The 11431-nt window shown below is 69.4% G+C and carries 12 protein-coding genes; 10 read left to right on the top strand and 2 right to left on the bottom strand.

What is annotated here, in order from left to right:
* The 7 genes from MKK69_RS05070 to lptB form a co-directional block, all read left to right on the top strand.
* The coding region (locus MKK69_RS05070) for a potassium transporter Kup (RefSeq protein ID WP_243966614.1) at nucleotides 1–1671 on the top strand (1671 nt) is incomplete at its 5' end.
* Between the two features lie 78 nt (nucleotides 1672–1749).
* Nucleotides 1750–1983, top strand: coding sequence for a DUF4160 domain-containing protein (locus MKK69_RS05065; protein WP_313900830.1), 234 nt, complete (start codon nucleotides 1750–1752; stop codon nucleotides 1981–1983).
* Nucleotides 1970–2449 carry a DUF2442 domain-containing protein gene (locus tag MKK69_RS05060; protein ID WP_243966612.1) on the top strand — a complete coding sequence of 160 codons (480 nt, stop codon included), beginning with the start codon at nucleotides 1970–1972 and terminating at the stop codon, nucleotides 2447–2449. Before MKK69_RS05065 ends, MKK69_RS05060 begins: the two co-directional genes overlap by 14 nt.
* A gap of 155 nt (nucleotides 2450–2604) precedes the next feature.
* On the top strand, nucleotides 2605–4437 hold the full coding sequence (gene htpG, locus MKK69_RS05055) for a molecular chaperone HtpG (protein ID WP_243966611.1): 1833 nt from the start codon (nucleotides 2605–2607) through the stop codon (nucleotides 4435–4437).
* A gap of 215 nt (nucleotides 4438–4652) precedes the next feature.
* A complete protein-coding gene (gene lptC / locus MKK69_RS05050) occupies nucleotides 4653–5372 on the top strand; it encodes an LPS export ABC transporter periplasmic protein LptC (RefSeq protein WP_243966610.1) in 720 nt (239 codons plus the stop codon).
* The gene (locus MKK69_RS05045) at nucleotides 5369–6052 is read left to right on the top strand and encodes an LptA/OstA family protein (protein ID WP_243966609.1); all 684 of its coding nucleotides are present in this window, start codon (nucleotides 5369–5371) and stop codon (nucleotides 6050–6052) included. The genes lptC and MKK69_RS05045 overlap by 4 nt, the downstream gene beginning before the upstream one ends.
* Nucleotides 6053–6060: 8 nt before the next feature.
* Entirely contained in the window at nucleotides 6061–6909 is an 849-nt protein-coding gene (gene lptB, locus MKK69_RS05040) for an LPS export ABC transporter ATP-binding protein (protein ID WP_243966608.1), read from the top strand.
* Here lptB and MKK69_RS05035 read toward each other — a convergent pair.
* Nucleotides 6899–8095: an MFS transporter gene (locus MKK69_RS05035; protein ID WP_243966607.1), complete on the bottom strand. Its 1197-nt coding sequence runs from the start codon at nucleotides 8093–8095 to the stop codon at nucleotides 6899–6901. The two genes, lptB and MKK69_RS05035, sit on opposite strands and share 11 nt — an antisense overlap.
* 90 nt (nucleotides 8096–8185) lie before the next feature.
* Here MKK69_RS05035 and MKK69_RS31180 point away from each other — a divergent pair, with 90 nt between their 5' ends.
* Both MKK69_RS31180 and MKK69_RS05025 read left to right on the top strand, forming a co-directional pair.
* Nucleotides 8186–8416: a DUF4258 domain-containing protein gene (locus tag MKK69_RS31180; protein ID WP_313900829.1), complete on the top strand. Its 231-nt coding sequence runs from the start codon at nucleotides 8186–8188 to the stop codon at nucleotides 8414–8416.
* A 56-nt stretch (nucleotides 8417–8472) separates the two neighbouring features.
* Entirely contained in the window at nucleotides 8473–8685 is a 213-nt protein-coding gene (locus tag MKK69_RS05025) for a DUF2283 domain-containing protein (protein WP_313900828.1), read from the top strand.
* Nucleotides 8686–8727: 42 nt separating this feature from the next.
* Here the strand turns inward: MKK69_RS05025 and MKK69_RS05020 are convergent, their stop codons facing one another.
* The gene (locus tag MKK69_RS05020) at nucleotides 8728–9879 is read right to left on the bottom strand and encodes a dimethylmenaquinone methyltransferase (RefSeq protein WP_243966605.1); all 1152 of its coding nucleotides are present in this window, start codon (nucleotides 9877–9879) and stop codon (nucleotides 8728–8730) included.
* Between the two features lie 181 nt (nucleotides 9880–10060).
* Between MKK69_RS05020 and MKK69_RS05015 the strand changes: the two genes are divergently transcribed.
* Nucleotides 10061–11374 (top strand): MFS transporter, encoded by a 1314-nt coding sequence (locus MKK69_RS05015; RefSeq protein ID WP_243966604.1) that lies wholly within the window; start codon nucleotides 10061–10063, stop codon nucleotides 11372–11374.
* The last annotated feature ends 57 nt before the right edge of the window (nucleotides 11375–11431 follow it).

Below are 11431 nucleotides of genomic sequence, written 5' to 3'. Positions count from 1 at the left end.
ATCGTGGCCATGCTGGCGCTGCTCGGCGCCCGGCAGGCGCGGCCGGGGACGTGGAAGGCGCTGCTGCTGGTGGTCGGGCTCGTGGGCGCGGCGCTGCTCTATGGCGACGGGGCGATCACCCCGGCGATCTCGGTGCTGTCGGCGGTCGAGGGCTTGAAGGTCGATGCGCCCGCGCTCGGTCCCTACGTGGTGCCGATCACCCTGGTGATCCTGATCGGGCTGTTCCTGGTGCAGCACAAGGGCGTGGCCGCCATCGGCCGGGTGTTCGGGCCGGTCATGATGGTCTGGTTCGTAGTCCTGGTCCTTCTGGCTGTTCCAAGCATCCTGCGCACGCCGGAAATCCTGGCGGCGGCCAATCCCTGGCGGGCCGTCGACTTCCTGCTCCATGCCGGCTGGCACGTCAGCTTCCTTATGCTGGGTGCGGCCTTCCTGGCGGTGACCGGCGGCGAGGCGATGTATGCCGACCTCGGCCATTTCGGCGCCCCTGCGATCCGGATCGCGTGGTTCGGCCTCGTTCTGCCCGCGCTCCTGATCCACTATTGCGGGCAGGGTGCGCTGATCATCGCCGATCCGGGCGCCATCGAGAACCCGTTCTACCTGCTTGCCCCGGACTGGGCGCATTATCCGCTGGTCGCCCTCTCCGGGATGGCGACGGTGATCGCCTCGCAGGCGGTGATCTCGGGGGTGTACTCGCTGACCCAGCAATCGATCCAGCTCGGCTTCATGCCGATGATGCGGGTGGTCCATACCGACCAGGAGGAGCGTGGCCAGATCTACGTGCCGGGCGTGAACTGGCTGCTCGCCGCCGCGACGCTCACCGCCGTCGTGGTGTTCGGTTCGTCCGACGCCCTGGCCGGCGCCTACGGGATCGCGGTCTCGGCGCTGATGGGCATCACGACGCTGCTCGCCGCCCTGATCGCCCTGCGGTGGGGCTACAATCCGATTCTGGTGTTCGCCGTAAACGGCTTCTTCCTCGCCATCGACGCTGTGTTCTTCGCTGCCAACAGCGTGAAGATCCTGGAGGGCGGCTGGTTTCCGCTGCTGCTCGCGGGGGCGGTCGCCTTCCTGATGCTGACCTGGATGAAGGGCAACCACATCCTCGAATCCGTGCGCGAGACCATGCGCATGCCCGAGGCGACCTTCCTGGGCCGCCTCGCCTCGCATCCGCCCGTGACCCTGCCCGGCACTGCGGCCTTCCTGACCGCCGCCACAGAGGGGATCCCCATGGCGCTCGGCCGTCTGGTGGAGCGCAGCCGCTGCCTCCACGAGCGGATCCTGCTGATCACCGTCTTCTACGAGGAGGCCCCGGTAATCCCGGCGAGCGAGCGGGCGCAGGTGACCCTCGTCGCCCAGGGCATCCGCAAGGCGATCTCGAAATACACCCCCGGCATGGAGCGCGTCGTCCTGCGCTACGGCTTCATGCAGACGGCCTCGATTCCCGAGGGGCTGCAATGCGCCGTGGCGAGCGGCCTGCTGCCGCCGGAATACCTGGAGGACATGACCTACTTCGTCGGCCACGAGGTGGTCATCCCGTCTCCGACCCGTCCCGGCATGGCCCCCTGGCGGGAGGGCCTGTTCGCCTTCATGAAGCGCAACGCTGAGCGCACCGGTGCCCATTTCGGCCTGCCGACCCGTCAGATCGTCGAGGTGGGGACCGAGATCGAGATCTGAGCGGACGGCCGACGGAGCGATTGATAGGGTGCAATTCGTGCATTATCAGGGACCGACCCGGTCTCCGGTGGACGCGTCGTGCCGACGTTTCATCACTTTGACGGATTCCGAATCGAGGTTCGGTCGCGGGACCATAGCCCGCCCCACTTCCATATGATCGGCCCCGATTTCCACGCCCTCGTCGATATCCGCTCCCTGCAGGTGATCCGGGGGACGTACAACCGGAAAGCCCTGGCCGAAGTGGTGGCCTGGGCAGCCGGGCAGACCGAAGCGTTGATGATCGAGTGGAGGCGCCTCAATGAGCGCGGATGAGATCGTGACCGTCGGTCGGCCCCTGCCGACGCTGGCCAGCGTCACGCCGGCAGACGCACCCTATACGGTGCTGGTGAGCTGGGCTGACGGCGCCCGACGCGGGCGATGCGACAGGGTCGATCTCGCCCCCGTGATCTTCACGCTGAAGGTGTTCCGTCCCCTGCGGGATGGGACGATCCCGTTCGACACGGTGCGGCTGGGCGCATGGGGCGGTTCGATCCGATGGGAGGGCAACGACGATCTCGATATCGGGGCAGAGACGGTCGAGGATCTGGCCGAAGCGGCAATGACAAACGCGGAGTTCTCGGATTTCCTCCGGCGCAACGGGTTGACCCTCGACGCGGCGGCAGCCCAACTCGGCATCGCGCGTCGCCGCGTCGCCTACTTCGCCAAGGACCGGGAGATACCACGCTACATCGCTCTGGCCTGTCGACACTTAGACCAGGTTCTGCGGCCGGGACGCTGAGAGGGGCGCAGCTTCACCGCCGGTTCGGTTCGAGAGCATCGCCATTGCGCGCGTGCCGTCTCCGCGGGAGCGCCTCAACGCGCTCAACGGATTGAAAACCGCGGCGTTCGCAAGCATATGGCCCCCGCGAATTTCCCTATGCGGAGGCATCACCCGTGAGCGAGACGATCGAGCGACACGAGTTCGGGGCGGAGGTAGGCCGGCTCCTCGACCTCGTCGTGCATGCGCTCTATTCCGACCGCGAGATTTTTCTGCGCGAACTCGTCGCCAACGCCGCCGACGCCATGGACCGGCGCCGGTTCGAGGCGCTGACCTCGGCGGCGAGCGCCCTGCCGCCGGACGCGAAAGTCCGCATCGCCCCCGACAAGGAGGCGCGCACCCTCACCGTCTCGGATGCCGGCATCGGCATGAGCAAGGAAGATCTCGCCGCCAATCTCGGCACCATCGCCAAGTCCGGCACCCGGGCCTTCTCGCAGACGCTGGAGACCGCTAAGGCGGAGGATCGGCCGAGCCTGATCGGCCAGTTCGGCGTCGGCTTCTACTCGGCCTTCATGGTGGCCGACCGGGTCACCGTCACGTCGCGCCGGGCCGGCAGCGACGAGGCTTGGACCTGGGCGTCCGAGGGCCAGGGCAGCTACACGCTGGAACCCGTCGCGCGGTCTGAGCCCGGCACCGACATCGTGCTGCATCTCAAGGCGGATGCCGACGAGTACCTGGAGCCCTATCGTCTCGACCACCTCGTGCGGAAATGGGCTGACTTCATCACCGTGCCGATCGCGGTCGTGCGCGATGGTAAGGACGAATCGGCCAACCAGGCGACCGCCCTCTGGCGCAAGGCGAAGTCCGAGGTCACCGAGGAGCAGTACGACGAATTCTACCGCGCCCTCGGCATGAACTTCGACAAGCCCTGGGCCACGCTGCACTGGCGCGCCGAGGGGCAGCTCGAATTCTCGGCGCTGCTGTTCGTGCCCGGCGCAAAGCCGTTCCAGGCCCTCGACAACGACCGGCAGAGCAAGGTCCGCCTGCATGTCCGGCGGATGTTCATCACGGACGAGGCTGAGCTTCTGCCGCCTTGGCTGCGCTTCGTCCAGGGCGTCGTCGACACCGAGGACCTGCCCCTCAACGTCTCCCGCGAGATGCTGCAATCGACGCCGGCGCTGGCCCGGATCCGCCGGGCCGTGACCGGCCGCGTCGTGTCCGAACTCGCGAGCCGGGCGAAGGACGCCGAGGGCTATCAGCCGTTCTGGGAGAATTTCGGCGCCGTGCTCAAGGAGGGCATCTACGAGGATTTCGAGCGCCGGGCCGAGATCGCACCGCTCCTGCGCTTCCATTCCTCTGCGGTTGAGGGCTGGACCTCGCTTCCCGACTACGTGTCCCGGATGAAGGACGGCCAGGAGGCGATCTACTACCTCGTCGCCGACGATGCCGAGGCGCTGCGTTCCTCGCCCCAGCTCGAGGGCTTCAAGGCGCGTGGTCTGGAGGTGCTGCTCCTCTCCGATCACGTCGATGCCTTTTGGCCGGATCAGCTCGGCACCTTCGCGGAGAAGCCGCTCCGCTCGATCACCAAAGGCGGCCTCGACCTGTCGAAATTCGCCCCGGAGGGCGAGCAGCCGGAGACACCGGATGGGCTCGACGCCTTCGTGGCCGCCGTCAAGGCGGCGCTCGGTGCCGAGGTCTCGGACGTACGCACCACGGACCGGCTGGTCGATTCGGCGGTGGTCCTGTCGGCCGGCACCGGCGGCCCCGACCTCCAGATGCAGCGGCTGATGCGCCGCGCCGGGCGGGCCGGGGCCGGACAGCCGGTTCTGGAGATCAACCCGCGTCATCAACTGATTCGCGCGCTCGCCGCTTCGCCCGAATCGGAGGTGCCGCAGGCCGCCGGAACCCTGCTCGATCTCGCCCGCATCCAGGACGGCGACAGCCCGCGCGACCCGGCGGCCTTTGTCCGGACGGTGGCGGCGGCCCTGGCGGAGACCCGCAGCGCCTAGGCCTGGGGGCCGCATCCGTCCGTGCGGGACGTGTGTCGCCACACACATCCCGGTCGCTGGATTACAAGTTCGGTTGATCATTCGGAAATGGTCAAGCCATAACTTCGCCACCGGCCGGGAGCATTGCCCGTCCGATGGCGCGGGCGCGGTGGGGGCCGCAGGCGTCTGAGCCGATCCCTCTCGCGCGCGCGTCAGGCGCGCCTCACGGACGCTGCATGAACCCGGTCGAGGCTCAAGCCGGCAACGGACAGGCGGTCGCGGCGGCGCGGACCCGGGCGCATGCCCGGGCGTACCGCCACAGTGGCCGGGTGCGCGCCATGCGCCGGCTGATCCCCGTGGCGGCCGGCGGTGCGGTGGCCCTTCTGCTGGCCTACCTGTTCAATCCCTTCGCGGCGCATCTGCCGGGTGTCTCGATCGGCCCGGTGACGCTGGCGGGCACGAAGGTCCGGATGGAGAATCCGCGGCTCGCGGGTTTCCGTCAGGGGACGCGCGGTTACGAGGTGACGGCGGACGCCGCCCTTCAGGACGTGCGCAAGCCGAGCCTCATCGAGCTGCAGCAGATGCGCGGCCATATTGCCACCGATGACCAGGGCGGTGTCGCCCGGCTCTCGGCCGCCTCCGGTCTGTTCGACAGCGCCCGGGAGTCCCTCGACCTGAAGACCGACATCCGGATCTGGACCGACAAGGGCGAGGAGGCGCGGCTGCGCTCCGCCGCGGTGGCGTTCAAGACCGGCGCCATCAGTTCCCAGGAACCCGTCACCGTGTCGAGCCCCCGGGCCACCGTGAACGCCGACAGCCTCGACGTGGTGGAGAGCGGCAAGCGCATTTCCTTCGTGGGCAACGTCCACGTGGTCATCGTCAACGAGGATCAGGCCGAGAAGCCGGCTCTGCGCATCCTGACCTCGGACGCGCAGCCCGCGGACGGTGCCCGATGAACACCGCCCGCACCCTTGGCGCCGCCGTGGTGGCCTGCCTGCTGCTCGCCGCCCCGGCCCTCGCCGAGAAGGCGGCCAAGAAGGATTCCCCCTTCGGCAATATTGGCGGCGGCGGCAAGGAGCCGATCAAGATCGACGCCGACCGGCTGGACGTGTTCGACCGGGAGAACCGGGCGGTCTTCGCCGGCAACGTCGTGGCTGTGCAGGGCGAGAGCACGATCCGGTGCTCGACCATGACGGTCTACTACAAGCGCGGCAAGGACACGCCCGGCAAGGATGCCAAGGCTGACGGCAAGGGCGAGGCGAAGGGCGAGGCGCAGGCCACTGCCGCCGCCGAGGCCCCGCCGGCCCGGAACCCGGCCGAGAACGGCATCCAGAAGGTCGATTGCGCCGGACCGGTGACGGTGGTGCAGAAGGATCAGGTCGCCACCGGCGACCACGCGGTCTTCGATCAGGATGCCAAGCGCATCGTGCTGACCGGCAACGTCGTGCTGAGCCAGTGCCAGAACGTCACCCGCGGCCAGCGGCTGGTCTACGACATGAACACCGGCCGGGCGAACATGGACCCGGTGGCGGGCGGCCGGGTCTCGGCCTTGTTCGTGCCGGGCGAGAAGGCCGACAAGGACGGCAAGCCGAAAGGTTGCGCGCCGCCGCCCAAGCCGAAGGCGCAGGTCGATTGAGCGGCGCGGTGGCGTTCCAGGCCGGACCGCAGGAACCGGCGGGCCGGGCGAGCTGGCTCGGCCGCCTGTTCGGCCGACGCGCGCGGCCCGCCGACGTTGAAGCGGCCGAGTCGGAGGCGGTCGACGCGGGCGGGCCCGGCATCCTCAGCGTGCGCGGCCTGCGCAAGAGCTACGGCGCCCGCACCGTGGTCCACGAGGCCGGGCTCACCGTCCGGACCGGCGAGGCGGTGGGGCTGCTCGGTCCGAACGGCGCCGGCAAGACCACGATCTTCTACATGATCACCGGTCTGGTGGCGGCCGACCGCGGCCACATCACCCTCGACGGCCTGCCGATCACGCATCTGCCCATGTACCAGCGGGCGCGGCTCGGCATCGGCTACTTGCCGCAGGAAGCCTCGATCTTCCGGGGCCTGAGCGTGGAGGACAACATCCGCGCCGTGCTGGAGGTGGCCGAGCCCGACCGCAAGGAGCGGGCGCGCAAGCTCGATTCCCTGTTGGAGGAGTTCGACATCGCCCGCCTGCGCAAGGCGCCCTCGATCGCACTCTCGGGCGGCGAGCGGCGGCGTTGCGAGATCGCCCGGGCGTTGGCCTCCTCGCCGACCTTCATGCTGCTCGACGAGCCCTTCGCGGGCATCGACCCGATCGCGGTGGGCGACATCCAGGATCTGGTGAAGCACCTCAAGCAGCGCGGCATCGGCGTGCTGATCACCGATCACAACGTGCGCGAGACCCTGGGTCTGATCGACCGGGCCTACATCGCCCATTCCGGCCGAATCCTCACCGAGGGCACGCCGGACGAGATCGTGGCGAACCCGGACGCGCGGCGGCTGTATCTCGGCGAGGATTTCAGGCTTTGAGGGGCGCCTGCACCTCCGCGCGGGGCCGGCACCGCGTCAGGGCCAGGAACGTCAGAGTCGCCGTCAGGACGCATCCGGCCGTGAGGAGCAGGACAGCCTCCCGGCCGAACGTCGTCAGGATCGTCGCCAGGATCGGCGGGGCGGTCGCCGTCACGATGTTGAGGGGGAGCGCGAGGCGTGAGGCGGCGCGCGCATAGGCGGCCTTGTCGAAGAAAGCCATTGGCAGGGTCGCGCGAACCACCGCCAGGACACCGCTCCCGAGACCGTAGAGCACGATGAAGACCGCGACCGCGCCCGGGGTCCCGCCGCTTGCGGCGAGCAGGATCAGTGCCACCACCACGAGGGCGCCGGCGAACAGGCCGCTGGTTAGTCCATCCCACCGGCCGCCGCCCAGGAAGTCGATGCCCCGCGCGCCAACCTGCACAATTCCGAGCATTGCGCCGTAGCCGATCGCATCCGCGCGGTTCAGGCCCTCGGCGACCAGCAGTTCGATCAGGGTGGCGCTGAGGCCGAACGTGACGAAGGCGTTGAGGGTGATCCCGCAGGCGATCAGCCAGAACGTACTCGTCTGAGGCAGCGCGCTCCTTTCGGGCCCCGGCTCCGCCCCGGTGGGGGGCCGCACGCGCGGCGGCAGGCCCCAGCGGTACAGGGGCAGGCAGAGGAACCACATCGCTCCGGCATAGACGATGCAGGTCGCCCGCCAGCCGCCGAGACCGGTGAGGAACGCCGTGGTCGGCGAGAACAGGCTGCTCGACAGGCCGGTGGCCAGCATCAGCGCCGCGATCGCCCGGCGGGCGCCGCGCCCGGCGATCTCGTTCAGGAGAATGCTGGCCGCATTGGTCAGCGTCGCGCTGCCGGCCACGCCGAGGATCGTCCAGGCCGCGAAATAGGCGACCGGACCGTGCGCCACCGCCAAGAGGACGAAACCCGGACCGGCGAGCGCGCTCCCGGCGATCATCACGGTCCGGGCCCCGTATCGGAAGAAGGCGCGGCCGAGAATCGGCGCGCAGACACCCATGGTGACGTAGAGGACCGAGGTCCCGGCGAATACCGCGGGAAGGTCAATCCCCAGATCGGCCGCGACCAGGGGCGCGATGACCGCTGTGAGGCCGACGCTACCCCAGCCGATGATCTGGGCGGCCGCGAGGACGATCAGGACGCGGAGGCTCGGGCGACCGGGGCGCATCGATGGTCTCGTCGCTTCAGTCCGCACGGCCGCTGTGGATACGTTCGATCCGGTGCGCGACGAGAGGATGTCGGAGGGGCACTAAACCCTGTGTCGTGTTGCGGGGGGAGGCAGGCCGTGGGAACGGTCCGCATACGTTGGAGCGATCACGTCCTCGGGCGCATGCGGCTGCGTGAGATCGAACCGCTCTGGGTCGAACGGGTCCTAACGGACCCGGAGCGCGTCGAGGCGGATCCCGATCATCCGGGCCGACACCGCGCTTTCGCACGGGTGCCCGAACGCGACGGTCGTGTTCTTCGCGTGGTATACGAGCCGCTTTAAGACGGCGCGGAGGTCTTGGTCGTCACGGCCCTGCTCGATCGAGGCCGTACGCGTGCATGGAGGAGGACGCGATGAAATCCGAGTACGATCCCATCGTGGACGCGCTCTATATCCGCCTCGCCGAGACGCGCATCGTCGAGAGCGAGGAAATCCGCCCCGGGTTCATCGTGGATTTGGACGCGGAGGGCCGCATCGTGGGCGTCGAGATCCTCGACGCCAGCAAACAGGTGGCACCCGGAGCCGCGCTGGACCGGCCTCACGCGGCATAGGTCGTAACGCGGCGCCAACCCCCAAGCGTGCTCGGACGAGCCTCACCCTTTCCAGTTCTTCAACGCCGCGAACGGGCTGTCCGCGCCCGCTGGCTTGTCCGGGTTCAGCACCGGCTCGACCTGGGCGATCGCGTCGGCCATCGAGAAGGCCGAGCCGCTCTGGAGCCGGCCGCCGGCGGCGTCCCGGTGACCGCCGCCGCGGAACAGGCGGGCGCCGTCGAGCGCCGTGCCGTCGTTGGAGCGGAACGACAGGTTCCCCATCCGCTGGACGTTGACCACGCGCTTGGCCCGGCCGGCATCCATGATCAGGTCGGAAACCCGCTGGAACGTGCCCGAATCGAGGGCAAAGGACAGGAGCGTGCCGTCCTTCAGCGGCCGGAACAGGGTATCGGAGCGCGCGAGCGCCCGGGCGAGGCGCATGCGCGTCGTGAGCGCGGGATCGTCGTCCGGCGCCGTGCGCAGCAGGGCATCGACGATGTCGGTCCGGATCGCCGTGGCGCGCCGCTCGAGCTCGGCTGGGCTCGCCCCGTCCCGCAGGGCCGCGGCGGCCGCGAGCAGGATGTCGGACACGAATCTGTCGTGCCAGGGATGCCCGACCGGCACAAAGCTCGAAACCGCGTCCCAGAATACCTCGTCGAGCGCCAGGCCCCCCCGGAAGGCGGGGCTCTCCTTGCGCCAGAGGTCGACGGCGTCGACCGCCGCGAGCAGGCTGGACAGGTCGGTATCGGGCTCGCCGGTGGCGAACAGGCCCCGGTGGTCGAAGGTCATCCGGGTGGCGCAGAGATCCTCCTCGATCAGCACCGTGATCTCGGGATCGCCCAGGTCGATCCGGTTGAGCCCGGGCCGGGCCGGATCGGGAACCGGCTCCAGCGCGAGACGGCGCAGCTGGTCCAGCGACGAGGCGTGGTGGTCGAGGACGACGAGGCGGTGCCTCCGGCCATCCTCGCGGCGGCGGTTCATCGCGGCGAACTTCTTCAGCCCCGCGATGGTCTGCTCCTCCAGGCCGAGGTCGGTCATCAGCAGGATCTCGCTGTCGGCGGCGCGGCCGAGGCGCTTGATCTCGTCCTCGAAGACCGGGCCGACATCGCTGTAGCGCGGTACGTGGACGACGCGCTCCACCGCGGCGCAGGCGGCCGCCACCGTGGAGGCGCCGTAGCCGTCGAGGTCGTGGTGGGTGATCTGGGTCAGGCGCACGCGGGGCGGTCTCGATCGATGGCGGGTCCCAGCGGTCTACGACGCCGGGCGGCGCGAGGCGAGGGGCGGCAGGCCTTCCGTCCGACGGCGTTCGGTGCAGAATGTCGCTCGGACGTCATGAGTCGCAAACGACCGGACGGACCCGGAGCCCCGAAGGGGCCCGTCATCCAGGGAGGACACCATGGCTATGGCTGCAACGCCGCGGGTGCGCCGCATCCAGACGATCTCGCTCGCGCTGCTGGTGACGGCCGGCGTCGTCAACTACGTCGACCGCGCCACCCTGGCGGTGGCCAACCCGCTGATCCGGCAGGATCTCGGCCTGTCGATCCCCGATATGGGGCTGCTGCTCTCGGCCTTCCTGTGGGCCTACGCCTTCACCCAGCTGCCGGCCGGGGCGCTGGCGGATCGGTTGGGCCCGCGGCTGACGCTCACCCTCGGCCTGACCTGCTGGTCGCTCGGTCAGATGCTCGGCGGCGCCGTGACCTCGTTCTGGCAATTCGTGAGCGCCCGCATCGTGCTCGGCGTCGGAGAAGCGCCGCATTTTCCCACCTGTGCCCGCGTCTCCCGCGACTGGTTCAACATCCGCCAGCGCGGCACCGCCACGGGGATCTGGAACTGCGCCTCCTCGCTCGGCACCTTCCTGGCCCTGCCGCTGCTGACGTTCCTGATGGTGAGCTTCGGCTGGCGGTCGATGTTCGTCATCATGGGCGGCGTCGGGCTGGCGCTCGCCGCACTCGTCTATCTCGTGTTCCGCAACCCGCGCGAGACCGATCTCACCCCCGGGGAGCGCGCCTTCCTGGAGGAGGGCGACGGGCCGAACGCAAGCCGCCCGGTCACCTGGAGCGCGTGGCGGCGGCTGTTCGGCTTCCGGACCAGTTGGGGGATGATCGTCGGCTATTTCGGCTGCATCTACATGACTTGGCTCTACACCGCGTGGCTGCCGAGCTACCTGGAGATCGAGCGGCACTTCACCCTGCAGAAGACCGGCCTCGTCGGTTCAATCCCCTTCGCCTTCGGGGTGATGGGCGGCATCCTCGGCGGCCGGGTCGTGGACATGCTGGTCCGGCGCGGCGTCGATCCGATCCGCAGCCGCAAGATCCCCATGGCCGCCTCGCTGGTGGCGACGGCGGCGTTCACCGTGGTTGCCGCGCTGACCCCGAGCGACACCCTCGCGATCGCGTGCATCTCAGCCTCGCTGTTCCTGGTCTACATGAGTTCGTCGGCGGCCTGGGCGATGGCCTCCGTGGCGGCGCCGGCGAGCTGCACCGCTTCTCTCGGGGCCATGCAGAATTTCGGCGGCTATATCGGCGGGGCCCTGGCCCCGACCGTGACAGGGTTCATCGTCGGCGGGACCGGCCATTTCTCGATGGCCTTCGTCACCGGGGCGGTGATCGCGCTGGTGGCGGCGCTGGGCTACTGGACGCTGATCCAGGAGCCGATCCCCGACGAGGTCCCGCAGGACAGCTTCGTCGCCGGCCTGCATCCCGCGGAGTGACGGACAGGCGCGCTTTTCATGGCCGTTGAGCGCCCGTCCACGGATCGGCCGGGGATG

The sequence above is a fragment of the Methylobacterium sp. J-026 genome, assembly GCF_022829585.1.
Classification (GTDB): domain Bacteria; phylum Pseudomonadota; class Alphaproteobacteria; order Rhizobiales; family Beijerinckiaceae; genus Methylobacterium.
This window is presented reverse-complemented; position numbering and strand designations above follow the sequence as displayed.

Coding starts and splice junctions, on each gene's coding strand:
- lptC (WP_243966610.1), top strand. CDS start 4,653: ATGAACCCGGTCGAGGCTCAAGCCGGCAACGGACAGGCGGTCGCGGCG.
- MKK69_RS05025 (WP_313900828.1), top strand. CDS start 8,473: ATGGAGGAGGACGCGATGAAATCCGAGTACGATCCCATCGTGGACGCG.
- MKK69_RS05035 (WP_243966607.1), bottom strand. CDS start 8,095: ATGCGCCCCGGTCGCCCGAGCCTCCGCGTCCTGATCGTCCTCGCGGCC.
- MKK69_RS05015 (WP_243966604.1), top strand. CDS start 10,061: ATGGCTATGGCTGCAACGCCGCGGGTGCGCCGCATCCAGACGATCTCG.
- MKK69_RS05060 (WP_243966612.1), top strand. CDS start 1,970: ATGAGCGCGGATGAGATCGTGACCGTCGGTCGGCCCCTGCCGACGCTG.
- MKK69_RS05045 (WP_243966609.1), top strand. CDS start 5,369: ATGAACACCGCCCGCACCCTTGGCGCCGCCGTGGTGGCCTGCCTGCTG.